This window comes from Brotaphodocola sp. (assembly GCF_050873365.1).
Taxonomy (GTDB): Bacteria; Bacillota; Clostridia; order Lachnospirales; family Lachnospiraceae; genus Brotaphodocola.
The window spans coordinates 152,618-176,512 of the sequence record NZ_JBNMIQ010000002.1 but is presented as its reverse complement, the minus strand read 5'-3'; the positions used below and the strand labels follow the sequence as shown (position 1 = coordinate 176,512).

18 protein-coding genes, 2 tRNA genes, 1 pseudogene and 1 CRISPR repeat array are annotated in these 23,895 nt (G+C 40.4%); of the genes and pseudogenes, 16 read left to right on the top strand and 5 right to left on the bottom strand.

The features are described from left to right. Positions 1-71 precede the first annotated feature (71 nt). Positions 72-941 (bottom strand): aldo/keto reductase, encoded by an 870-nt coding sequence (locus ACR0QT_RS01980; RefSeq protein ID WP_432629223.1) that lies wholly within the window; start codon positions 939-941, stop codon positions 72-74. A gap of 463 nt (positions 942-1,404) precedes the next feature. On the opposite strand from ACR0QT_RS01980, the gene ACR0QT_RS01975 reads away from it, so the two are divergent. Further along, on the top strand, positions 1,405-1,860 hold the full coding sequence (locus tag ACR0QT_RS01975) for a MerR family transcriptional regulator (protein WP_432629222.1): 456 nt from the start codon (positions 1,405-1,407) through the stop codon (positions 1,858-1,860). A 288-nt stretch (positions 1,861-2,148) separates the two neighbouring features. Here the strand turns inward: ACR0QT_RS01975 and ACR0QT_RS01970 are convergent. Together ACR0QT_RS01970 and ACR0QT_RS01965 are read right to left on the bottom strand one after the other, a co-directional pair. Further along, positions 2,149-2,220, bottom strand: a tRNA-Glu gene (locus tag ACR0QT_RS01970). 386 nt (positions 2,221-2,606) lie between these two features. Further along, positions 2,607-3,212, bottom strand: coding sequence for a YHYH domain-containing protein (locus ACR0QT_RS01965; RefSeq protein ID WP_432629221.1), 606 nt, complete (start codon positions 3,210-3,212; stop codon positions 2,607-2,609). Positions 3,213-3,509: 297 nt separating this feature from the next. Between ACR0QT_RS01965 and ACR0QT_RS01960 the strand changes: the two genes are divergently transcribed. Continuing rightward, a complete protein-coding gene (locus ACR0QT_RS01960; protein WP_432629220.1) occupies positions 3,510-4,280 on the top strand; it encodes a M15 family metallopeptidase in 771 nt (256 codons plus the stop codon). Positions 4,281-4,359: 79 nt separating this feature from the next. Here ACR0QT_RS01960 and ACR0QT_RS01955 read toward each other — a convergent pair. Further along, positions 4,360-4,433: transfer RNA gene (locus ACR0QT_RS01955), tRNA-Pro, on the bottom strand. Positions 4,434-4,741: 308 nt separating this feature from the next. Between ACR0QT_RS01955 and ACR0QT_RS01950 the strand changes: the two genes are divergently transcribed. Together ACR0QT_RS01950 and ACR0QT_RS01945 are read left to right on the top strand one after the other, a co-directional pair. Next, positions 4,742-5,551 carry a Cof-type HAD-IIB family hydrolase gene (locus ACR0QT_RS01950; protein WP_432629219.1) on the top strand — a complete coding sequence of 270 codons (810 nt, stop codon included), beginning with the start codon at positions 4,742-4,744 and terminating at the stop codon, positions 5,549-5,551. 81 nt (positions 5,552-5,632) lie between these two features. Next, positions 5,633-7,438: an aminopeptidase P family protein gene (locus ACR0QT_RS01945; RefSeq protein ID WP_432629218.1), complete on the top strand. Its 1,806-nt coding sequence runs from the start codon at positions 5,633-5,635 to the stop codon at positions 7,436-7,438. A 126-nt stretch (positions 7,439-7,564) separates the two neighbouring features. Here ACR0QT_RS01945 and ACR0QT_RS01940 read toward each other — a convergent pair whose 3' ends face one another. Continuing rightward, positions 7,565-8,194 carry a prolyl-tRNA synthetase associated domain-containing protein gene (locus tag ACR0QT_RS01940; protein WP_432629217.1) on the bottom strand — a complete coding sequence of 210 codons (630 nt, stop codon included), beginning with the start codon at positions 8,192-8,194 and terminating at the stop codon, positions 7,565-7,567. Between the two features lie 172 nt (positions 8,195-8,366). On the opposite strand from ACR0QT_RS01940, the gene rlmD reads away from it, so the two are divergent. The 12 genes and pseudogenes from rlmD to ACR0QT_RS01880 all read left to right on the top strand — a co-directional run bounded on the left by rlmD (position 8,367) and on the right by ACR0QT_RS01880 (position 23,747). Then, positions 8,367-9,845, top strand: a complete 1,479-nt coding sequence (rlmD, locus tag ACR0QT_RS01935; RefSeq protein ID WP_432629216.1) for a 23S rRNA (uracil(1939)-C(5))-methyltransferase RlmD — start codon at positions 8,367-8,369, stop codon at positions 9,843-9,845. Between the two features lie 126 nt (positions 9,846-9,971). Next, positions 9,972-10,805 (top strand): hypothetical protein, encoded by an 834-nt coding sequence (locus ACR0QT_RS01930; protein ID WP_432629215.1) that lies wholly within the window; start codon positions 9,972-9,974, stop codon positions 10,803-10,805. Between the two features lie 466 nt (positions 10,806-11,271). Next, a complete protein-coding gene (gene cas6, locus ACR0QT_RS01925) occupies positions 11,272-11,973 on the top strand; it encodes a CRISPR-associated endoribonuclease Cas6 (protein WP_432629214.1) in 702 nt (233 codons plus the stop codon). A gap of 108 nt (positions 11,974-12,081) precedes the next feature. Then, complete coding sequence (locus tag ACR0QT_RS01920) at positions 12,082-13,848, top strand: hypothetical protein (RefSeq protein ID WP_432629213.1); 1,767 nt, start codon at positions 12,082-12,084, stop codon at positions 13,846-13,848. Beyond that, positions 13,845-14,783, top strand: coding sequence for a type I CRISPR-associated protein Cas7 (locus tag ACR0QT_RS01915; RefSeq protein ID WP_432629212.1), 939 nt, complete (start codon positions 13,845-13,847; stop codon positions 14,781-14,783). The genes ACR0QT_RS01920 and ACR0QT_RS01915 overlap by 4 nt, the downstream gene beginning before the upstream one ends. Before the next feature lie 3 nt (positions 14,784-14,786). After that, positions 14,787-15,650, top strand: a complete 864-nt coding sequence (cas5b, locus tag ACR0QT_RS01910; RefSeq protein ID WP_432629211.1) for a type I-B CRISPR-associated protein Cas5b — start codon at positions 14,787-14,789, stop codon at positions 15,648-15,650. Between the two features lie 144 nt (positions 15,651-15,794). Next, positions 15,795-18,470 carry a CRISPR-associated helicase Cas3' gene (gene cas3 / locus ACR0QT_RS01905; protein WP_432629293.1) on the top strand — a complete coding sequence of 892 codons (2,676 nt, stop codon included), beginning with the start codon at positions 15,795-15,797 and terminating at the stop codon, positions 18,468-18,470. A 116-nt stretch (positions 18,471-18,586) separates the two neighbouring features. Next, on the top strand, positions 18,587-19,057 hold the full coding sequence (locus ACR0QT_RS01900) for a CRISPR-associated protein Cas4 (RefSeq protein WP_432629292.1): 471 nt from the start codon (positions 18,587-18,589) through the stop codon (positions 19,055-19,057). Positions 19,058-19,077: 20 nt separating this feature from the next. Next, positions 19,078-20,076, top strand: a complete 999-nt coding sequence (gene cas1b / locus ACR0QT_RS01895) for a type I-B CRISPR-associated endonuclease Cas1b (protein WP_432629210.1) — start codon at positions 19,078-19,080, stop codon at positions 20,074-20,076. Positions 20,077-20,707: 631 nt separating this feature from the next. Next, positions 20,708-20,998: a CRISPR-associated endonuclease Cas2 gene (gene cas2, locus ACR0QT_RS01890; RefSeq protein ID WP_432629209.1), complete on the top strand. Its 291-nt coding sequence runs from the start codon at positions 20,708-20,710 to the stop codon at positions 20,996-20,998. Positions 20,999-21,179: 181 nt separating this feature from the next. Further along, positions 21,180-21,796: direct repeats of the CRISPR family, unit length 30 nt; unit sequence ATTGAATAATAACATGAGATGTATTTGAAT. Between the two features lie 69 nt (positions 21,797-21,865). After that, the gene (locus tag ACR0QT_RS01885) at positions 21,866-22,696 is read left to right on the top strand and encodes a helix-turn-helix domain-containing protein (RefSeq protein WP_432629208.1); all 831 of its coding nucleotides are present in this window, start codon (positions 21,866-21,868) and stop codon (positions 22,694-22,696) included. A 113-nt stretch (positions 22,697-22,809) separates the two neighbouring features. Continuing rightward, positions 22,810-23,747 (top strand): annotated as a pseudogene (locus tag ACR0QT_RS01880) (DMT family transporter). Positions 23,748-23,895 lie beyond the last annotated feature (148 nt).

The following is a 23,895-nucleotide window of genomic DNA, read 5'->3' as shown; positions in this document are numbered from 1 at the left end:
AAGATTTTATTTTGCCCTCCGGAATAAAAGCATACGAGTAAATGTTTCCAAAAGGGAATAAAGAGAAAAATTTATGCCAGCGGTTTTCCGCTGAATACCGGGAAAATGTTAAAATCACCGTAATCTGCGATATGCTCCATGTGCATCAGAGTCTCCATATCTGCGTCGGAGATCACGAAATCGACGTTGGCATTGTCTGCCATGTGCTCCGGGTTTGCAGTCTTTGGAAGTGCCACGGTGCCGAGCTGGATGACATAGCGGATGCAGAGCTGAGCAGGAGTGACATGGTACTTTTTGGCCATTTCTGCGATTGCCGGGTTTTTGAGTGCCTCGCCGTGAGCGATCGGAGAGTATGCCTCCACTAAAATGTTCTGGGACTTGCAGTAATCAACGAGTGCGAGATCGGTGTTGCTGATGTGAAGGAGAATCTGGTTTACCATCGGCTTTACACGGCAGTCAGCGAGCAGATTTTCCAGATCATCTTTCAGGAAGTTGGAGACACCGATGACGCGGATCTTTCCGGCTTTCTGGGCATCCTCAAGTGCGCGCCATACTTCCTTGTTCTCCTCAAAGTAGCGTTTCTCCACGCGGAACTCCGTCCAAGGCTGTGGGGAGTGAATGATCATCTGATCGAGATAGTCAAGCCCCATTTTCTCCAAAGTTTCATCGATGGATTTTGTGGCAGACTCATAGGTTTTCAGCTCGGCAGCAACCTTGCTGGCAACAAAGAGTTCCTCACGCGCAATGCCACAGGTGCGCACACCCTCGCCGACACCGCGCTCATTGCCGTAAGCCTGTGCGGTATCGATGAGGCGATAACCAAGTTTTACTGCGGATTTGACGGCATCGCTTGCCTTGCCATCCTCGATGAACCAAGTGCCAAGTCCGAGTTTCGGGATTTTTATGCCATTTGCCAGAGTGTAAGTCTCGTCAAAAATCATAGTGATTTCCTCCTTATTATAGAAAAGTTTTTGGTGTCATTTTTGGAAAATGCCCTGCGCGGTCATGCGATTATGTATGCTGTCTTAGTGTTGCATTCATTGTCCTTGCGCTGTGTTTAGACGAAGTGCGGAAGTGTTCCTTCGTTCAGGGTTAGAAACTTGTAGCAACCTTTAGAAACTTGACAGGGAAGGCATTTCACGATATGCTTGCATTAAAGCTTAACTATACTGTACAACTTGAAGTATACTTTAAGTCAAGAGCTTTCTGCGATTATTGATGTGATTTTTTGCGGACTTGAGGGAGAATTTTTCGCAATAAGAGCAATAGGAGTAAGAAGAGCAAGAAAGTAGGAGATACAAGAGTCTAAGAGTAAGCAAATTAGAGAATAAGCAAATCAGAAAATGAGAAAAAATGAGAAAATAGGAACGATTCAGATTGAAAAAATGTTGGAGGGATTGGGATATGATTTACACAGTGGGAGAAACAGCGAAATTGCTGGGAGTGACGGCTTCGACTCTGAGATACTATGACAAAGAGGGACTGTTGCCGTTTGTGGAACGCTCGGCTGGGGGAATTCGGATGTTCAAGGAGTCTGATTTTGAGTGGCTTCAAGTCATTGGCTGTATGAAGAAGGCAGGAATGTCGATCAAGGATATTCGTCAGTATATCGAGATGGCTTTGCAGGGGGATGACACGATTGAAATGCGCCTTGAGATGTTTCGCCACCAGCGGGAGGAGCTTAGAGCACAGATGGAGGAGCTTGAGCACACGATGGAGATGGTGGAGTACAAATGCTGGTATTATGAGACGGCAAAGAAGGCGGGAACGATCGCTGTTCCGCGAGATATGAAAGTAAATGAAGTTCCAGAGCGTTTTCGCAAGATCCTTCGTGAACTTCGAAAAGTTCCGGAAGCATGAATTATCATGTCTGAAGTTTCCATTTCTGATGCTTTCTGATGCTATTCAGGCATGATAACTTGGAGTGGGTGCAAAGTGCCAGTGGCGCTTGTTAGGCACCAACTGCAATGAAACGAAGAAGTGCAATGATTCTGATGGGAGGATGTAAGCAGAGCGGACCGGAATCACGCGCCAAGTCTGCGCGAGCGTCGACTTGAATTAGGTGTGGTGTGGCGTGGCGCGGTGCTCTGCGATTATGATCGAAAAAAACTCCGATGTGAAATATCACACCGGAGTTTTTATTCTGTATGACCTCATCGGGAATCGAACCCGAGTTTACGCCGTGAGAGGGCGTCGTCTTAACCGCTTGACCATGAGGCCATGATCGATATTATGTTGTGTCGCTTGACTTATTTCTGTGAGTGACTCGTCATCAGCGAACTCCTATATTCTATCGTGTTTGTTGCAAAAAAGCAAGTAGAAATTTCACTTTTTTTCAGAAATGGCAAAATAGCTAATAAAAAGGCAAAAAATAGAGATACTCATGTGTTATATACACAAGAAAAAGAAACAAAAATGGGAAAAACAAAATGAAAAACGGGAAATCGGAAAACGTAGGGGGAGTTTCATCCCCCTGTTCGCTTTCCATTTTTGTTTAAATGTGATTGTGTGATTGTAGTTTTCCAATGATGAATTAAGGATCATCGTTGTGACGGCGATGAAGGATGGGTGCATGTTTTATTCATGTACGTTTATTGATACACGCGTTATTGGTGCACACGATTTTCGTTACAACCGGTAGTCACATAGTGCTCGTAGTAGGATTTGAGATTATCCCCGTAGACATTTTTGAGATCTTCGTTATTTTCCTTGTAGACGTTTACGTCAAAGGACTCACATCCCTTTCTGCCTTCTGCCATTCCATTTGTGTAGAAATGCTCAAACAGCTTCAAACTATTGCGACCGATAGCAGACTGAAGATCCGGGTTGGCGTTGTAATAATAGTCTGCGTCAAAGACAGCCTGATACGAGTTCATCAGTTCTGTCGTGATCGTCGTCTTTGCTGTCTGAGACGAAGTACTCTTGGAACTGGAGGAAGAGGAAGACGACGAGGAGGAAGAGGTTGAACTTGAGGAGCTGTACGGACAAACGCCGTTTGGATGGAGATGCGCCGGCATGCCGTGATGGTAGTGATAGCTTCCAAGACCACTCTTGTTCTTATAATCGTGGTGACCACCGCTTGAGTCAGTTCGTCCAGAGTGTGCCTCTGCTACGATTGTGAACGGGTGAAAGACAGGAGTTGTCTGCGCGGAGAGCATAAGTCCGGATAAGAGAATAACGCCTAATTTTTTAATGTGGTTGCATTTTTTCATAATGATGATACATACCTCCCTGTGTAAACTGGGGTTTGTATATCTACCCCTTATATGAGAGAATACGTTTTTTATCGCAAAATACAACGAAAAATATTAAAAAAGAGTGAAAAAGAAAGAATAAGAAGAAATATAAGAAAAAATAGAAATAAAGGAAAATAAGTAAGAGAAGGTGCAAAAAATGAAATCGCAGTGGGTCTCATCATGAATAAACGAATACACAGGAAAAGGTGTTTGAATATAAATAATATTATAAATGGCAATGAGAAAGAACAGGAAAATAGGGGGAAAAGAGCGATGAGAGATATCACTCTGTGTCATCCACGCCTTCAAAAACTGGCGGTACAACTGGTAGATTCTGCAAAAAAACAGGGATTTCCGATTAAGATAGGGGAAACGCTTCGGACTGTGGCGGAGCAGGATGCATTATATGCACAGGGGCGCACAAAGCCGGGGAAGATTGTGACGAATGCACCGGGAAAGAATTACAGTTCCTATCACCAGTGGGGGACGGCGTTTGATGTTTATCGTGATGACGGTCATGGGGCATATAATGAGAGTGGGAAATTTTTTGAGCGTGTCGGAGCGATCGGAGTTTCTTTGGGGTTGGAATGGGGAGGAAACTGGAAGACGATCGTGGATAAACCACATTTCCAGTTGCCGGACTGGGGGAGCAGTACGAGTGGGATCAAGAGCGTGTATCGAAATCCGGAAGAATTTATGAAGACCTGGTATTTGGAACATGTTCCTGTTGGCTGGAAAAAGGAAGAAGGAGGATGGCGTTTTTATTATCGGGATGGAAGAGGGCGATATGTCCGCAATGATTGGTACTGTGACAATGGAATCTGGTACTGGTTTGATGGTGCTGGACATATGGTGACGGACACTTGGTATCGCTACAAGAATCATTGGTATTATTTAGGAGAAGATGGGAGTATGCGGACGGGACAGATCACCGTGGATGGAAAATGGTATTGTCTGGACTTGGAGGGGCGCATGATGACAGAACCGGTTGTCCTCACACCAGATCAGAATGGAGCACTTTGGATGCCCGAGATTGCAAAATGAAAAATGAAAATAGTATGAAAATAAAACCAATAATCAATAAGGTTTAGACTTAGATACGGAAAGATGAATAAAAGAAAAGTCGGGGCAACAAGATTTGAACTTGCGACCTCTCGGCCCCCAGCCGAGCGCGCTACCAAGCTACGCCATACCCCGACGTTTTAACAACATTAGTAGTATATCATGAAAAGAAAAATTTGAAAAGTGTTTTTTGAGAAAAGGTTTGTGGGGACGAGTTGCTCAAAGCCTTTTCTTTTCCTTTTCTTGTTTGCCTTTTCCGAAAATGCCAGTCCATCCGCTTGCGGAATGATTGCTAATTTGCTATGATAAAAGACGTGTGTAAGACAGAAAAAGAATTCTGAGAGTAAGGAATTCTGAGTGGACATTTTACGCGTAGCGAAAAGAATAAAATAACGATGTTTATTGAGTAAGTAAATGAGTAAGTAAAGGATGCGAAAAAACAAATGAAGGAGACTATGAAGGACAAAAAGAAAGGAATTGTCAGTTTTGACATGGATATGACGCTTCTGGATCATGCAGATTACAAGATTCCGGAGAGTGCCAAGAAGGCCGTGGAGCTTTTGCGTGAGCATTATTATATTGTGGTTGCGACTGGACGAGATCTGGACAGTCCTTTCAGCGCAGGCTTGAAAGAGATGGTGGAGCCGGATGCAGTGATTCATCTGAACGGAACGAAGATTACGGTCGGAAACACACTGATTTATGAACATCTGATGGATCATGCTCTGGTGGAGCGGATGTTGCGCTTTGCAGAGGGAAAAGAGTTCTCGATTGGAATGAGCAGTGGAACGGAGGATTATTATATCAATCCGAAGTTTGTGGAGCATCATGATATCAAGAGATGGGGCGTGACGGAGAGAAATTTCCAGGACCCGTGGAAACTTCTTGAGATTCCGGTGAAAACGTTGACTTATATCGGAGGAGAGGCAGGCTGTCATGAGGTGGAAGCAGCATTTCCGGAGGTGAAACTGCCGATGTTCTCAAGCCGTGAGGGTGCGGATATCGTAGAAAAACAGTCGTCAAAGGCGGAGGGACTCAAACGTCTCTGTGCATATTACGACATTCCGATTGAAAATACCGTGGCGTTTGGAGACAGCATGAATGATTATGAGATTATCCAGACAGCAGGAATCGGTGTGGCAATGGGAAATGCGATTGAGGTTCTGAAAGAGACGGCAGACTATGTGACGGATGAGATCGGAAAAGATGGCGTGTGGAATGCCTGTGTGAAACTGAATCTGATTCAGCCGTAAAGCTGTAAAAATATGGTGTAAAAATATGGCGTTTGATTGGTGTTTGACAGAACAGAAGGAAAGAAGGCTAAGAAGAATACAATGGAAATGGTAATAGAGAGAATTCAGAGACTTCGGGAGAAGATGGCGGAACATCAGATGGATGCCTATCTCGTTCCGACATCGGATTTCCATGAATCTGAGTATGTGGGAGAGTATTTTGCGTGCAGAAAATATATCACCGGGTTTACCGGTTCGGCTGGACAGGCAGTCATTACAAAGGACTGGGCCGGACTCTGGACGGATGGAAGATATTTTGTTCAGGCATCCGCAGAGCTTGCAGGATCTGGAGTAGAACTCATGAAGATGGGCGAGCCGGGAGTTCCGACTGTGGAAACGTATCTGCAACAGCATTTGCCAGAGGGCGGAGTGCTCGGATTTGACGGTCGTGTGATCAACAGCATGATGGGAGAGCGACTCAGAGATCTCCTCGGAGCAAATCGGGTGAGCGTTGAGAGTGGTTACGATCTTGTCGGGGAGATCTGGGAGAATCGCCCGGAACTTTCCTCAGAGCCGATCTGGGTGCTTGATGAGAAGTATGCGGGCAAGTCGGCAAAAGAGAAGATTGCTGATCTTCGTGCACAGATGGAGCGGGCAGGAGCAGATACCCACATCCTGACAACTCTGGATGATATTGCGTGGCTTTTAAATATTCGTGGAAATGATATTCCATGCAATCCGGTAGCTCTGTCTTATCTAGCAGTGACAAAGACAGATCTGATTTTGTTTATTGACGCAAAGGCAGTGTCGGATGAAGTCAGAGAATATTTGAAGGCGCAGGGAATTCAGACTCAGCCGTATGATGCAATTTATGAGTATGTTCATCAGATTCATCATGCTCGCGTTCTGCTAGAGAAGGCAAAGGTAAACGATGCGATTTTGAGCGGTCTCGATGAGACGAACAAGGTGATTGACCAGATGAATCCGACTGTGATGGCAAAGGCAGTCAAGAATTCGACTGAGATCGAAAATATGAAGAAGGCACACATTCTTGACGGTGTGGCGATGACAAAGTTCATTTACTGGCTCAAGAAAAATGTGGGAAAGATTCCGATGACGGAGTGCAGTGTGTCGGATTATCTCGAAGTGCTGAGAAAAGAGCAGGGTGCGTTGGATTTGAGCTTTACGACGATTTCTGCATACGGGGCAAATGCGGCAATGTGCCATTACCATGCACTTCCGGAAACCTGTGTCAACCTGCGTCCGGAGGGTTTGTACCTTGTGGATTCGGGCGGTCAGTATTTAGAGGGAACGACCGACATCACAAGAACCATTGCGCTTGGACCGGTAACTGAGGAGGCGAAAAAGCATTATACGCTTGTGCTGATCAGCATGCTTCGCCTTGCTCACACGACGTTTATTCAGGGGGCAAGCGGAATGACGCTCGACTATGTAGCGCGGGAGCCGTTCTGGAAAGAGGGGCTTGATTTCAATCATGGAACGGGACACGGAGTTGGATATCTGCTGAATGTGCATGAGAGACCGGTTGGAATTCGTTCGAGAGTGGCAGCGGGACGCCGTCCGGAAGTCGTTCCGTTTATGCCGGGAATGGTATGTTCCGATGAGCCGGGACTTTATATCGAAGGAAAACATGGAATCCGCACCGAGAATCTGATGTATTGCCTGAAAAAGAACAAGACAGATTTTGGTCAGTTCTTGGGATTTGAGTATCTGACCTGGGTTCCGATTGATCTTGAGCCGGTCGAGGTTTCGATGATGACGGATGAGGATCTTGAATTTTTGAATGAGTATCACCAGACGGTGTATGAGAAGATTTCTCCGTATCTGAGTGGAGACGAGTTGGAGTGGTTGCGCCAGGTGACAAGACCGTTGGAGAAGAATGCATAAAAATGCATAAGGGGAAATTCCTTTATATATAACGATATAACTGGGGATAGATGCCAATTTGCCCCCGTCTGACTAACGAGAAAGAGATCAGGCGGGGGAGATATGGGAAAGCGGTTGTCGTTGTTTTTACTCTTCCCACGGGAGTTCCACAATGATAGGTTCATGGTGGACAGCAGGAAGAAAATGATCTAAAATATCGCGGGTGCTGATTTTCAGGCTTGAGGTGTTGATGCACGGATGACAGCCGATAAATGCATGGTGGTCGATGACATCGCGGTCAATCAAGAGCTGAACGCGGTTTTCCGGGTCGTTCATCAGTCCAAGCACACTCACAGATCCGGGTGTCAGATCGAGAAGACGTTCCATGTCGTCCGGTTTGCCGAAAGAAAGCCGGGCACTGCCAATCTGTTTGGAGAGTTTTGACGTTTTAAATTTCTTTTCGCCGGGCATCATCAGCAGGTAAAAGGCGGTTTTCTGTGCATTACACAGAAAGAGATTCTTACAAATGTCAATATCGAGAAGTTTGTCCACATCATGACAGGCTTCGATCGTCGGCATGGCACTGTGATCCACTCGGATATAGGGAATGTGAAGCTCGTCGAGAAGATTGTAAGTGCGGATCTCCTTTGGAAGACGAGAACTTTCATCTTCAGGGCGACCGTGATAGCAGGTTGGATCAATGAAATAGGATGGCTCAGAGGAAGAAGCGGAGTTTGAGGTAGTAGGTGTATGGGAAATATTGGAATTCTGATTCATAAAAAGCTCCTTTCGTAAAGAAATATAATTTTTTGTAACAAAGTTCATGCTGTGTTTTTACTTACAGAATAATTATACGAGTAATTATACGAGAGAAGCGTCAAAATTCAAGTGTTTTCCGCACAGTTATAGTTTGTGCAAGGTAAGAGATAGAAAGAAGATAGAATTATTCATGAGAGAGACAGAGAAAAATAAGAAAAAGCGCATGGATGCAGGTGCAAAAGCTTCCAAACCGGTGCGTGATGGAAAAACGTTTAGTGATAAAAAAGCGTTGAAGGAATCAAAATCATCAAAGGGGTCAAAACCATTAAAAGCGTCAAAAGAATTAAAAGAATCAAAGGCATCAAGAGAATTAAAGGGATCAAGGGGATTAAAAGAATCAGAACGTTATCAGGGGGATCAGTCGTCTAAGCCTTCAAAAATCTCAAAAGAGATTGGTAGAGATAAAGTGAAGGATAAAGAAAAGGATAGGGAAAAGAATAAAGAGAAGGACACTAAAAAATTAAAGAAAAAGAGTCTCTGTCCGGTTTCTGCGCGCTGTGGCGGTTGTCAGTATCTGGATATGCCGTATGAGGAACAGCTGAAATTAAAGCAGGCACAGATGCAAAAACTTTTAGGAAAATTTTGTGGCGTGCATCCGATTCATGGGATGGAAAATCCGTTCCACTATCGCAACAAAGTTCATGCAGTATTCGGTCACCGCAAAGGCGAGCCGGTATCCGGTGTTTATGAGGAGGGCACGCACAATCTTGTTCCGGTGGAGAGTTGCCTGATTGAGGACCAGAAGGCAGATGAGATTATTGGGACGATTCGCGGAATGCTCAAGTCATTCAAGATCCGCACTTATGACGAGGATACAGGCTATGGACTTCTGCGCCATGTGTTGATCCGCCGTGGATTTACAACAGGAGAAATTCTTGTAGTTCTCGTGACAGCATCCCCGGTTTTCCCGTCAAAGAATAATTTTGTCAAGGCATTGAGACAGAAGCATCCGGAGATCACGACGATCGTCCAGAACATCAATGACCGCGGAACAAGCATGGTGCTTGGAGATCGCGAGCATGTTTTATATGGAAAGGGATATATCGAAGATGAGCTTTGTGGTTTTCGTTTCCGAATCTCGCCAAAGTCCTTTTATCAGGTAAATCCGGTGCAGACGGAATATCTCTACAATAAAGCGATTGAGTTGGCTGGTCTTACCGGAAAAGAGACGGTTCTTGATGCTTACTGTGGAATCGGAACAATCGGAATCACAGCATCCGCTCATGCTGGTCAGGTCATTGGTGTGGAGTTAAATCCGGATGCAGTGCGCGATGCAGTCCAGAACGCAAAATGCAACAACATCAAAAATATTCGTTTTTACTGCAACGATGCCACAAAGTTTATGACACAGATGGCAGAAGCGGGAGATGGCGTTGATGTGGTGCTCATGGACCCGCCGAGATCCGGAAGCACAGAAGAGTTTATCCGTGCAGTTGCATCTGTAAAAGCAAAGCGAGTTGTTTATGTCTCCTGCGGACCGGATACCCTTGCACGTGATCTGGAAGTGTTTAAGAAATATGGATATCAGGCAAAGAGCGCATGGCCAGTCGATCTCTTCCCTCAGACGTATCATACAGAAATGGTCTGCCTTTTATCGAGAAGAGCTTGATAATTGATTGAATAAGAGAAATATGTGAGTAGCTGGATTTATCACGAAGAACGTGTGAGAATTCTAGTTGCTTTGATGTGAGTTAAGATAGTGAGTAACAAAGAAGATTAGGTAAGGGGAAGGTGGATGGTTAATTTAATCAATAAGCAAATAAAACATATAGGTGTATTGGGTGTTGGTACGGTTACAGAGCAGGATAATAGGTATATTACTGTTGAGTTTGCAAGTAAGACCAGTAAATTTGCATATCCTATAGCGTTTGAAAAGTTTCTCATACCAGTAGACCGAGCGGATGCAGATGCGATAAAGAAAGAATTAGAAGAAGCGAAGGCTGCTGAAGCTGCTAAAAGAGTAGACGAAGATCAGACCAAACTTAAAATATTAAAGGATCAAGTAGCAGTTTCAGGTAAGCGAGTAAGTTCAATAAAGGAACATGTGACGGTGAAAAGAGTAGCTGGACAGGCGATGACATATCTTGTTTTCCAGGGAGATACATACAACGAAGAGAAAACGGGTCAATTTATCTGGGCTCCGAAGTTTACCAAGGATGGTCGTACTATGCATCATTGGGATAGACTTTTGGATGTTCGTGAAGGAGATATTATTTTTCATTGTTCAGATGGATATATTCAGGCTATAAGTCGAGTAAAAGCTGCTTGTGAGGATAGCGCAAGACCTGATAATTCTACTGCTGATTGGACAAACTGGGAGAAGGATGGCCGTAGAGTGAATTGCGATTATCATGTTCTCAAATATCCACTTAAGTATGGTACACATAAAGAAAAAATACTGGAATATTGTAAAGAAAAATATGCTCCGTTTAATAAGGATGGAAATGGTAATATGGGATACTTGTATGATCTCAATCAGGGATTAGCATCATATTTTATTCAGGAGATCATAAAGAAGAATCCAGAAATTATTGATTTGGAGTATCTAAAATTTATTCTTGTGAAATAATAATATAAAATATTTTTTCAGTAGAGTTAAGAAAAAGTGTAGGGAGCTTTTATAAAATATAAACTAGTTTATATTCGATCGGGGGATGCAGAAATATAGATAGGAATAATTTTTTTGAATGAATATGAGTGTTTAAGTGTTGCATTACGGGCGATAAATGGATATAATAGTGAGCATGTATGCATTTGGATGTGATGAATAGTAACACAGGGTGTTTTTGAATATAGATTATATAAATTGTATCGTAAGTATTTGAAAAGTAACATGTGATGTGTGAAAGAGATAGTCATAAAGAAATATAGTTTTAGATTATTATAAAATTTTATGATGTGTTTTGATTTAAAAAATATATTCAATAGAATATATAAATATATCAAAAATACACTTGACGTAAAACGATAAGCATGCTATTATACAAACATAAGATAGATGAAAACGAAAAATACAACAGAAAGGGAGAAAATGAATGAAATTACAAGTCTATGAAATTCGCATGAAATTGTATATGTTAAAAGAACTTCCATTAAAAGACACACAATCGGCAATAACGGCGCTACTTGATCAGGGATTTGCTAAAAATGAAGCGTTATTGGAATTACATAAAGCAACGTATCCGAAAGGATATTGTTTCGATTTGCCATTTAAATGTGAATCCAATTATATTTATGAAGCCGGTAAAATTTATACGCTCACGATTCGCACAGTCAGACCGGAATTGGCACGTTATTTTACGGAGATTGCAGTAAATGAACATACTCGGGAAATAAAAGCGTTGACCGCAGAAGTGAGGATACTTCCGAAAAAAGTAATTACTTCTTTATATACATTGACTCCGGTGATTATAAAAAATCCAGGCAAGGGCTATTGGAAGACGTTTATGCCGGAAGAAGAGTATGAGGAGCGCATTCGTGTAAATTTGATAAAGAAATGGAATTACTTTACAGATCAAAAGATAAAAGAAGATTTTTCTTTATATACGTTGTTTCGATTTTTAAATGAGGGACCAATAAAAACGGCGTATAAAAATATTGCGCTTCTTGGAGATAAGATAGAATTGCAAATCTCAGATAATGAGATGGCTCAGAATCTGGCATATTTGGCTCTGGGAACGGGTCTGGGAGAGGGCGGAAGCCGAGGCTTTGGATTTGTAAACTATAAATGCTTCTAAAATAATTCTTTTAGGTAGGGCATAAGGGGAATTGTCTATATCTTAATATAGAAGTCTTTGAATAGACAATATTTGGATATAGGCAATTCCAAGAAGGAAGGTGAATGGATGCTTCAGGGATGTATTGCAGTTTTTCAAAAGATTTTGGAAGAGCAAGGAGGGGGAGAACAAAAAATTTTAGATGAATATGTACCAGCAAATGGTACATATCTAATAGTCTCAAAAGATGGAACTATTCGGGTACAGGAAGAAATTCAACTAGATAAAAAAACAAAAGAAATCAGAAAAGGACTTCACTTTTCAGAATTGTGTTTTATGGATTATCATAGTCGCTTGATTTCTATGAATAAACCAATAGATGCAAAAAAAGTAATTCATTCAGACAATGAATGGTCGTTTTGGATAAAGAAAGACAGTCTTGTATCAGGAAAATTGACCGAAGAAATTATTGATGGATATTATGATACGCTTTTAGATCCCGTCGGCAAAAAGTACGGAAAGTCCAAAGAGGCAGTAAGGATTTATCGGAATTTTGAAGAGAAGAACGGAGCGGTTGATCAGGAGGCGTTAGAGCGTTGCCGAAAATGGATCAAGGATCATATTTTTTCATTAGAAGGAATTGATCTAAGCAAGAAAGATTACTTGAAAATCTTTTTTGAGGCTAGTGAGGAAGAATATATTCGAGAGGATCAGCGCTATATCCTTCCTAATATTTATAACAACAATGATTATAATGTAGAAATAAATGGAGAGATTTTTGGACTACCAGATGATAATCTTGGAATGAATGTGAAAAAACCTTTTCTTTCCATTAAGACGCGCAAGTATCCGGCACCATATCTGCTGAATGAGCATCAGGTTATGCAACAAAAGGAATTTTTTAATTATCTTACGAATCAGGCTGCGATAGGGCGTTTGAACATTTATGTAGATACCGATCAGAATAAGATTTATGCATGCGGTGGTAATGAAGTTTGCGAGGAACATATTAATTCAGGATACTTTTTGCGATTGAAAAAAGGAAAAGAGACAGAAATTCCGTGGCAGGATAATTTATCTGGATATAAGCAGGAAATGGATATTCCGTTTTATTTTAGAAATTTTACCAATACGGAGTATACAAGGCATCCTGAGTATGCAAAGCGGTTTGGAAAAATTGAACGTCGAAATATGCTGAAGGATTGCATCAATGATGTAGTCTTTTGGAACTATCTGAATGGAAATCTCTGGTTGGAAGCATCAGAGGTCAGTACAGTGGATGATAAGATGCGGTGTGATATTCTGAGAGCGAGAGAGGCAATTCGAGAGTGGAGTGTTACTGCATTCGGAGTGGATCAGGATAAACGTTTGGAAAGTGTGTTGGAGCCAACTTCATTAAATGCACTAAAACGTTCTGTTTTGGAAAATCAATCGGAACGCATAGATTGGCAATTGAATTTCAGATGGTCGAGTAAGGCATATTTTTCAAAAGAGGAGGATGATAGTGTGGGTAGATCAGCGTGCGAAGTCATGGAGTATGTAAAACAGAAGATATTATCAGAAGAGACATCCTATATTGAGGAGGATCACGATAACGAATATTATTTTGCAGTCGGACAGTTGGTTGCGTATCTAATTTCTTTGAGTAAAGCAGGGGATAGAAATCAGGCATTGATCAATCCGTTTTTGAATACGACGAGCAATGGAGCCTTGAGACAGAGATTGACGCAACTTTATACAAAGTATAACTATGCGATTTCTGATGGCTCGAGACGGGTGAAGAATCTTTTGGCAATGATCATGGCGTATACTCCGGACAAGCCATTCGATGTAGAGATGTTTATATGGGGATATGCAGCGAACAATATTGTATATACAAAGGAGGAAAAGAAATGAATAAGCGTGTGTATGGAGTGATTGGAATTTCTTCAATCATGGCAAACTGGAATGCAGATTTTACGGGATTTCCAAAGACGATCAGTGATGGAACCGTGTTCGGAAGTGACAAAGCACTCAAATATCCGATGAAAAAAATGTGGGATAATGAAGGTAAGAAAGTCCTGTATATCAAATCGATGCGTTTGTCAGAGTCGGGAAAGAATGGGGAAGTGACATTGATTCCGAGAACGCTGAAGGAGCGCTATGAGCAGATTTTTCAGGTAAAGGATTTGAAAGACTCTAAGGATATCAAGGAGATTTTGACAAATCTGATGTCTGCGGTAGATGTCAAAAATTTTGGTGCGACGTTTGCAGAATCTGGAAGTAACATTTCTATTACAGGTGCTGTTCAGATCGGTCAGGGATTAAATAAATATACGGGAACGAGAGCGGAAGAACAGGAGATTTTATCTCCGTTCCGTGATTCTAAGGATAAAGAGGAAGCGGCAAAGAACTCCACATTGGGAACTAAGATTGTGAGCAATGAGGCACACTACTTTTATCCGTTTGTGATCAATCCACTGGCCTATAAAGAGTTTGTTGAGATGGGGGTTACCGAAGGCTATACCGAGGAGGACTATGAGAATTTCCATAGAACCGTTCTGGTATCAGCTACTTCATTTGCAACGAATTCAAAAGTTGGATGTGAGAATGAATTTGCATTGTTTGTTGAGACGGATAGCGACTTGTATCTGCCAAATCTATCAGAGTATATAACATTTGAGAAGAATGGAGACAAGAATCGAATTCAGATTCAGTGTGAAGATGTTTTGGATAAATTGAAAGATCGGATTCACAAGATTGAAGTATACTACAATCCGTATACAACAGAAATAGGTGGATTGAGTGATAATATGGAAGTGTATGATATTCGGACTCAGGAAAGGGTATAAAGAATGGAAATACTGAGATTTTCGCTGAGTGGTTCTACGGCCTGTTTTCGTAAGCCGGAAGTGAATACTTATGTTTATTTTACTTATGGGAATATTCATAAGATAGCACTTTTGGGAATGTTTGGTGCGATTTTGGGGTATGATGGACATAATCAGATGAAAGGTTATGGAAAAGAACGTCGGCAAGGAAAATTGAGCGAAGGATTTCCAGACTTTTATGAGAGACTCAAGGATTTGCATATTTCGATTCTTCCAGTATATCCGCACGGATTAATTCCGAAGAAGGCACAGAGCTTTAATAATTCTGTTGGATATGCCTCAAGAGAGCAGGGGGGAAATCTGATTGTTAAGGAACAGTGGTTGGAAAATCCTAGCTGGGAGATTGCAGTATTAATTGATTCTCCGGAGGCAGAAACGTTAAAAAGTGCGATTTGTGAGAGTCGCTGTGTGTATTATCCATATCTTGGAAAGAATGATCACATGGCGGATATCAAAGATGTGAGACTGGAAGAAGTGAATGAGGTTGAGTTTTCACAGGGACAGTTGGATTGTCTTGCGCCAGAAGAAGGGATAAGAACGGTAACTGTTGATTTGGATGATTTGGAGGATCTTTTAGAAGAACAGTGGGAAGAACTCCAAGAAACGAATCCAAAACTTTTGGAAGATCTTGATCATGATGAATGGCTCAATGATCATATGAAAAATATCGGTAATTTTAGATATAAAGAAGAATTACCGTATTTGATAGATCCATATACAAATAATTATCATTTGAGAACGTTTCTGTATACCAATTATTATGTCGAGATGATGGATAAACAGCCGGTTTACCAGCTTAGTGACGGAAAAAAGATTGTATTTTATTAAAAAGAGGGAAGCCTGGCGAAACAGCCGGGCTTCTTTTGCGTATTAATGATTAAGTGGATAAAGCAAAACTCAAAGAGGGAGAAATAGAAACCTTAGAATGAAATTCAAAGAATAAAACACAAAGGAGGAATTGTATTGGCAATTATGGAAGCGCAGATTTCTAATATATTGGAACGGGTTACAAAATTAATTGATAAACCGGAGAATTTTGATGCACATATTCGCGAAAAGAATGAAACAGGGGAGATTGAGCGAGAATCTTTGATGGAGCATATTGAACGTACCGTAAAATATTTTGCAAGACTCTGGAATGAGAAGGAACTGGATCATTTTTTTGACCAAATGGTTGAGGTATGGTATGGGGATCGTTGTTGTTCGGAAGAGCAAAAAGAATTTTGGAAAGAATTGATTCTTGGAATCCCTGCATTTCATGATATCGGAAAAATCAATCCTGCATTTCAGCGGGAAAAGATGAAAAATGATAGGGGAGAAAATAAAAATTTAGAGAATTGTTTTGAGGATGTTTCTTCGAATCATTCGATTATTTCTTCGGTGATATATATTGATTATTTTCGGCAAGAGCTACAAGAGAGAATGAAGAAAAGACCGGAAGAGAAGAAAAATAAAACGTTTTTTCAGCTATTAATTATGTTGCATGCATATATTATTGATCGCCATCACAGTAATCTGACAGATTTTTTAACATTTTTACGTTCTATGCGAATGGAGAGAGGGTGTGATATAGTCGATGTCATAAGTAGTAAGAAATGTAGTGCTTATCAGGGTACATGTAAGATTAGTGGAAGTCGTATAAATGAATTGTGTGATATTTGTAAAGGTAAATGGATTGAATGGAAAACTTCCAAAGAAAAGAGTATCGCAGAATATGTGTATGTGCGAATGTTGTATTCTCTTTTGATTGCATCTGATTATTATGCGACAGCGGAGTTTGAGCAAGGTGTTGAGATGAAACAGCTTGGAAACGTAGAAGAGATCAGCAGATGGATGGATGCCTATGAAAGTACGGAGCGCATAAAGGGAATCCGAAAGTACCAGAAAGAGGGATATCCGAAGGAAAAACAGGACTTAGAGAATGTGACAAACATGAATGAGCTTCGCACGGAAATGTTTCTTGATGCGGAGACGGAATTAAAAAAGCATCTTGATGAAAAGATTTTTTATCTGGAAGCACCGACGGGAAGCGGAAAGAGCAATACGGCAATCAATTTGAGTTTTCAGTTGATGAAAGCAGATCCTCATTTAAAGAAACTGTATTATATTTATCCGTTTAATACGCTGGTGGAACAGAATAAAGAGACCTTACAGGAAATTTTTAAGGGGAAAAATGAGATTTTAGATAGTATTGCAGTGGTAAATGCATTGACTCCGATCAAAGTGGATCTTCCCAAGAGAGAGGAAATGTCTGGCGGAGAAGAAAATTTGGGAAGCTATTATCAGAGGGCGCTGTTGGACAGGCAGTTTTTGAATTATCCGATGATTTTGTCTACGCATGTCAGTTTGTTTGACACCATATTTGGAGCGAGAAAAGAATCGGCGATGGCATTTCATCAGTTGGCAAACAGTGTGATCGTCTTAGATGAAATACAGAGTTATCGATATAAAATCTGGGGAGAGATGACTTACTTCTTAAAAGGAATTGCCAATTTATTAAATGTACGGGTTTTGATTATGTCTGCGACTCTGCCAAATTTGGATCTGATAACCGAACAGATGAAAGATGCCGTTCTTTTGAATCGAGATCGGGAAAAATATTATCAGCATCCGTGTTTTAAAAATCGAGCGGTCATTTCTTATGAGTTGCTTGAGAAGAGAAAAATGGGAAGGGAAGAACGGGAGGAACAACGGGAAGCATTTATAGAAAAATTGCTGGATCATGTGGAAGTGTCTGCGCAGAGTAGAAAAAAGGTATTAGTGGAATTTATCAAAAAGAAAACTGCGTTTGAATTTTATAGATCATTGAGGGAGCGTTTGGATGGAAGCTGTGAAGTGGAATATATGTCCGGTGATGATAGCGTATCAGAGCGAGCACGAATTTTGACGTGCGTAAAAGAAAATACGTCAGGGATTGTGCTCGTTGCGACGCAGGTGATAGAAGCAGGCGTTGACCTTGATATGGACATCGGTTATAAAGATATTTCCAAGATGGACAGCGAAGAGCAGTTTGTTGGAAGAATCAATCGGTCTTTTGCCAAACATGGAAAGGTTTACTTTTTTGATTTGGATGATGAGAGAGCAGTCTATGGAAATGAAGATGTGCGGACAGCAACAGAATTGACGATACAGAATTCGGAAATTAGGAAATATTTTGAACACAAACAGTTTGATTGCTACTATAAAGAAGTGCTGGAGTGTTTGAAACGCAATGTTTCTCAAAATGTCGGGCAGGATGGATTAGATGCGTTTTTTAAAGAGTCTGTGATGAAACTTTATTGGCGGAAAATAGAGGAGAGAATGAGACTGATTTCCGAGGATGAGTGGAGCGTATCGGTTTATCTGGCACGCGATTTGGAGAGACCGGATGGAACGGTGATAAGTGGTTCGGAGTTGTGGGGTAAATATGCAGAGTTACTTCAGGATTATTCGATGGATTACGCAGAAAAAAGGACAAAATTGTCAGAGCTGATGAGTCAGATGAATGAATTTATTTATAAGACGAATCAGAATGCCAGCGTTGAAAAATACAACGATAAGATTGGTGAACTCTTTTATATTGAGGATGGTGATGTGTATTTTGAAGATGGAAAACTGAATCGGGAGCGGTTGCAGGGAAAAGATCGGGCGTTTGTTGATTTTATATAGGAGAGGCGTTAAGGAGGAAGGAATGTGATTGGCGAGAATATTTTAAGAAACTTTTCAGCAAAACAATGAAATAATGTTATGAGGAGGGAGCGAAAACGAAGGTAACGGGAACTTTGATGAATTATTATTTTCATTGCAAACGTCAGTGTTATCTGTTTGGAAACCGTATGAACTTAGAGGATAACAGTGAAGAAGTTGAGATTGGAAGAGCATTGCATGAAGAGAGGGATAGTTCGGATAATACAGAGATTGCGATTGAGAATGTTCGATTGGATAAGTTGACAAAAGAATATTTGACGGAGGTAAAAAAAACAGATGCAGATGTGGAGGCTTCCAGATGGCAGTTATTACTTTATCTGAAAATTTTAAAAGAAAAGGGGATTATCCGGAAAGGAAAGTTAGAATTTATTGAGAAGAATAAATCTGCGCATAAAGTGGAGATTGTGGAACTTACACCGGAACTAGAAGAACGATTAAAGGATTATGAAGAGGAAATCGAACAGCTTTTAGCAGGAGACAAGATACCGGAAGTGTTGAACGCTGGAAAGTGCAAAAAGTGTGCGTATTATGAGTACTGCTATATTTAGATTTATGGGAGAAGATGCTTATGGGAAGTACAAAGTACATTACGTCTATGGGAGAGTTGAGCAGGAAAGACAATTCCCTCTGCTTTCGCAGAGATGGAAAGAATGTTTATATTCCGATTGAAAATACAAAGGAAATTTATTGTTTGAATGAGGTGTCAATAAACAGTAAACTTCTGGATTTTCTGGGGCAGAATCACATTGTTGTTCATTTCTTTAATTATTATGGTGGGTATAGTGGCACGTTTTATCCGAAAGATCAGTATATGAGTGGTCGGCTTCTTGTGAGACAGGTGGAGAAATTTCAGGAGCAGAGAATGCAGGTCGCAAAAGCGATTGTGCGGGGGATTGGTATCAATATCTATGAAATTTTATATCACTACTATAAACACAATAAGAAAGAAGTGAAGGAAACGATTGACTGGATAAAAAAGGAATTTTACGGTTCGGTGGATCAGGCCGAAAATGTAAAATCTTTGATGTCGGCGGAAGGTGAGTTGTGGATGCGTTTTTACAGTTGCTTTCCGCACTTTCTTCCGGAAGATTTTGTGATGAACAAAAGAGTGAAGCGCCCACCGGATAATCCGATGAATGCGATGGTTTCATTTGGAAATACGTTGCTATATACGAAAACAATTTCTGCCATTTTCCGGACTCATTTGGATCAGAGAATCAGTTATTTGCATGAACCTTCCGAAGGGCGGTTTTCATTGAGTTTGGATTTGAGTGAAGTGTTCAAACCGGTGATTGTATACCGAACCATTTTTGATTTGGTAAATAACAGAAAAATTCAGGTTGAGAAACATTTCGATAAAAAGGTGAATTACTGTCTTTTAAATGATGAGGGAAGAAAGATTTTTATAGAGGCATTTGAGGGCAGAATGGAGTCCGTTTTTCAACATCTAGTTTTAAAACGCAAGGTGAGTTATCGGACTGCATTAAAATTGGATTGTTATAAGTTGATTAAGTGTATTCTGGAAGATAAAGAATTTAAGCCATTTAGTTTAAAAGAAGGGTATTAGAATGTTGATGGAGCATGAGCTAAACTTGCATGTTTTTATTGCATGAATGTTGGTGAAATCTGTGAATTCTTGCGCTATCCTTGCTCTGTCAGATGGCACTAAATTTACGCGTTTCTATAAGTAAGAGATGTGTGTGTTGTTGCGGTGGCGCATAGTTCCAAACGTCAACTGTTCTACTGTTCTGACAGTTATGTTTCTATAAAGTATGTGTGTAGAAAGTATGCGTTCGTGTCTGTGTTTTTTTTAATGTTTCGTTTCTGGTGTAACATGTCTGTTTGCGTCTAGGATATGATGAAAAGCGTGTTACTTTTGTTGGGTGAGACGTATAGTCTTGGAATTAGAGCAACTAGGATTTTTCTGTCGGAAGTGTACTTTCTATGAGGCAGGGATAATCGGGGATTTAGATCGATGTTTTGATTTTCTGAAAGTATGCTTTCGATGGGACTATATATTTGTAGTATCTATTCCAATGTTTATCTCGGCGTTGAGATGCTTGATCTTTCAATAAGAGTATCTATTTGCAGTAGGTGTGTAAGGGAAAATGTTTTGTTTGAAGGAAACTTTGGCATGTGTTTTCATGTATTATCTGTATATGTGATTGGGAAGGTCTTATTGTATAGGAGAGAAAAACATGACAAAAAGAATAAATTATAATTATGCATTTGTATTTTACGATGTAAATGAGATTCGAGTACAGAAAGTTTTTAAAATATGTAAAAAGTATTTATCTCATTTTCAGAAATCAGTTTTTAGAGGTGAAATGACTCCTGCAAAATTGATTAAACTTCGTAATGAGTTAAATCAGGTGATAGATAAAAAGGAAGATTTTGTGTGTATTATAAAATTAATGAATGAGGAGATCTTGGGTGAAGAAGTATTGGGGAATGAAGGTAGTGTGACAGGTGAAGATCTTATTTTGTGAGTGTTAATTTTACCAGGTGGAAATTCAGAGAATATAAGGAAATTATTGAAAAATAAGCGTTTTTAAAACATATTAGTAATAATTACTGAAATGATTGAGAGCTTGGTAAAAAAATGTAAAAACATTGAAAAATAAAGGAAAATGCGATATACTAAGCCGGAAAAGCAACGGAAAAACGTTGATTGAATAATAACATGAGATGTATTTGAATCGCAGATCATAGAGGACATTGACACATACGAAAAATATTGAATAATAACATGAGATGTATTTGAATTTCTGAACCCAAATCATTTAGATGGGGATCTGATGATTGAATAATAACATGAGATGTATTTGAATTAGTTATACTCGCCCTGCATCCAGATCACAGCTACGCATTGAATAATAACATGAGATGTATTTGAATCGCCGGGTACCGATAACGGTCCACGCACCACTCGAATTGAATAATAACATGAGATGTATTTGAATTTCTGAAAAATGGGTACAAAAATACCACCAGCCTACTATTGAATAATAACATGAGATGTATTTGAATATTCCACAAGTGCATGCCCAACGGCTCAGATCCGATTGAATAATAACATGAGATGTATTTGAATTAACTGGTCAAAGTAGGATAGCCATCCACTACCTATTGAATAATAACACGAGATGTATTTGAATCGAACTGCCCATTCTACTGTTGTCTGCATCCCATACTTGAATAATAATATGAGATGTATTTGAATCGACTTTAGTCGCGAGCCTTAGCTGCGGGAATGAATTGAATAATAACATAAGTTGTATTTGAATTGAAGATATCTTACAAGACATTTTTATTTGCGTGCGGTAAAATAATGTTCCGAAAGGAGCAAAGTGCGTATGAAAAAAGAAATACGGACAGTGGTTTATGATGAAGATCTGAGGATAGAAGCCTATCGCTTTGAGGGGATTGTACAGCCTTTTCCGAATCATTTTCACGAACACTATGTGATTGGATTTGTGGAGGAGGGGGAGCGCCGTCTGTTATGTAAGAATAAAGAGTATAAAGTCAAAAAAGGGAATCTTATTCTGTTTAATCCGGGAGATAATCATGCCTGTGTTCAGAGTGACGGGAGGACATTAGATTACCAGGGGATTAATATTTCTAAAGATGTGATGCTCGATCTGGTGGAAGAAATAACAGGGAGGCGGGAATTTTCTGGTTTTTCAGAAACAATCGTTTGGAATGAAGAGATTACAGTTTGTCTGCGCTCCCTTCATGAGATGGTGATGAGTGGAAGTTCTGATTTTGGAAAAGAAGAAATGCTTCTACTATTGATTTCAGCGTTGATACAAAATTACGGGCAAGCATTTGTCTGCTCTGTGCCGGAAGCGATGCGTCTGTATTATGAGGAGGTTGAAAAAGCCTGTGAATTTATCCGAGAGCATTTCGACGAGCGGATTTATCTGGATCAGATCTGTCATTATTCCGGGTTGAGCAAATCGACCCTGCTTCGCGCATTCACAAAATCAAAAGGGATTACGCCATACCGTTATTTGGAAACAATTCGGATCAATGAGGCGAAAATTCTGTTGGAAAATGGCGCTCCGCCGTTGGAGGTTGCGATGAAAACAGGATTTTCTGATCAGAGTCATTTTACAAATTATTTTAGCAGTTTTATCGGAGTAGCTCCCGGTGTTTATCGAGAAATTTTTAATAAAAATAATTAAAGAAAAGATAGGGAGATCTGAGAGGAAACAAGGTAGGGAGAACTAAGATGAAACGTGAAGAGCATACAAAAGTTAAAGTGGAATGTAAAGAAGCGAAAGTAGAGTCTGGAAAAATGAAAAGAAGCGGAAAGAAAAGAATGTTAATGGGGCATTTTGCGTCACTTCTCACAATTTTGATCTGGGGAACAACCTTTATCTCTACAAAGATTTTGTTGCAGGATTTTCAACCTGTGGAAATTTTGTTTTTTCGGTTTGTGATGGGATTTCTGGCATTACTGGTGGTCTGCCCGAGAAGATTAAAGACAGAGAACTGGAAACAGGAGTTGACATTTGCAACAGCAGGATTATGCGGAATTTGTCTGTATTATCTGCTTGAAAATGTTGCATTGACATTTACGCTGGCTTCCAATGTGGGGTGATTATATCGATTGCTCCGTTTTTTACAGCGATTCTGGCGCATCTGCTGATGAGGTCAGAAGAAAAATTGCAGGCAAGATTCTTTGCGGGATTTCTCGTCGCAATGTTTGGAATTAGTTTGATCAGTTTTAACGGACAGAAGCTGGCAGTCAATCCGCTTGGTGACCTGCTGGCAGTCGGGGCATCCTTGGTGTGGGCATCGTATTCGATCTTGACAAGGAAAATCAGCAGTTTTGGTTATCCGGTTGTCCTTTCAACGCGAAGGACATTTTTTTATGGGATTTTGTCTATGATTCCAATGCTGTTTCTTTTTCATGCTCAGCCGAATCTATCTCCAATATCTCCAATACTTCCATTGTCACGATTTGCAAATCCGGTAAATCTGTTTAATTTGTTGTATCTGGGGCTTGGAGCTTCTGCGCTCTGCTTTGTCACATGGAATTTTGCGGTTGGAGAATTGGGAGCAGTGAAGACGAGTGTGTATATTTATATGGTTCCGGTGATTACCGTTGTGACTTCTGGTTTGATTTTGCATGAACAGCTGACGCTACTCGCGGGAATAGGAACGATTCTGACATTGGCAGGATTGTTTTTGTCAGAACGAAAGACAAGATCCAAGGAGCTTTCTGAATAAGAGACAAAATCTCCAAGTGACAGCTAATACTATTTAAAATATCGAACAGGAAAGTCCTATATCCGGATAGCGAATAAGAAAACAATGCGAGATAAGAGATAGGAGATAAAAAATAAAAGATAAGAAATAAGAGAATTGCACGATATAA

Coding starts and splice junctions, on each gene's coding strand:
- ACR0QT_RS01980 (WP_432629223.1), bottom strand. CDS start 941: ATGATTTTTGACGAGACTTACACTCTGGCAAATGGCATAAAAATCCCG.
- ACR0QT_RS01975 (WP_432629222.1), top strand. CDS start 1,405: ATGATTTACACAGTGGGAGAAACAGCGAAATTGCTGGGAGTGACGGCT.
- ACR0QT_RS01965 (WP_432629221.1), bottom strand. CDS start 3,212: ATGAAAAAATGCAACCACATTAAAAAATTAGGCGTTATTCTCTTATCC.
- ACR0QT_RS01960 (WP_432629220.1), top strand. CDS start 3,510: ATGAGAGATATCACTCTGTGTCATCCACGCCTTCAAAAACTGGCGGTA.
- ACR0QT_RS01950 (WP_432629219.1), top strand. CDS start 4,742: ATGAAGGAGACTATGAAGGACAAAAAGAAAGGAATTGTCAGTTTTGAC.
- ACR0QT_RS01945 (WP_432629218.1), top strand. CDS start 5,633: ATGGAAATGGTAATAGAGAGAATTCAGAGACTTCGGGAGAAGATGGCG.
- ACR0QT_RS01940 (WP_432629217.1), bottom strand. CDS start 8,194: ATGAATCAGAATTCCAATATTTCCCATACACCTACTACCTCAAACTCC.
- rlmD (WP_432629216.1), top strand. CDS start 8,367: ATGAGAGAGACAGAGAAAAATAAGAAAAAGCGCATGGATGCAGGTGCA.
- ACR0QT_RS01930 (WP_432629215.1), top strand. CDS start 9,972: ATGGTTAATTTAATCAATAAGCAAATAAAACATATAGGTGTATTGGGT.
- cas6 (WP_432629214.1), top strand. CDS start 11,272: ATGAAATTACAAGTCTATGAAATTCGCATGAAATTGTATATGTTAAAA.
- ACR0QT_RS01920 (WP_432629213.1), top strand. CDS start 12,082: ATGCTTCAGGGATGTATTGCAGTTTTTCAAAAGATTTTGGAAGAGCAA.
- ACR0QT_RS01915 (WP_432629212.1), top strand. CDS start 13,845: ATGAATAAGCGTGTGTATGGAGTGATTGGAATTTCTTCAATCATGGCA.
- cas5b (WP_432629211.1), top strand. CDS start 14,787: ATGGAAATACTGAGATTTTCGCTGAGTGGTTCTACGGCCTGTTTTCGT.
- cas3 (WP_432629293.1), top strand. CDS start 15,795: ATGGAAGCGCAGATTTCTAATATATTGGAACGGGTTACAAAATTAATT.
- ACR0QT_RS01900 (WP_432629292.1), top strand. CDS start 18,587: ATGAATTATTATTTTCATTGCAAACGTCAGTGTTATCTGTTTGGAAAC.
- cas1b (WP_432629210.1), top strand. CDS start 19,078: ATGGGAAGTACAAAGTACATTACGTCTATGGGAGAGTTGAGCAGGAAA.
- cas2 (WP_432629209.1), top strand. CDS start 20,708: ATGACAAAAAGAATAAATTATAATTATGCATTTGTATTTTACGATGTA.
- ACR0QT_RS01885 (WP_432629208.1), top strand. CDS start 21,866: ATGAAAAAAGAAATACGGACAGTGGTTTATGATGAAGATCTGAGGATA.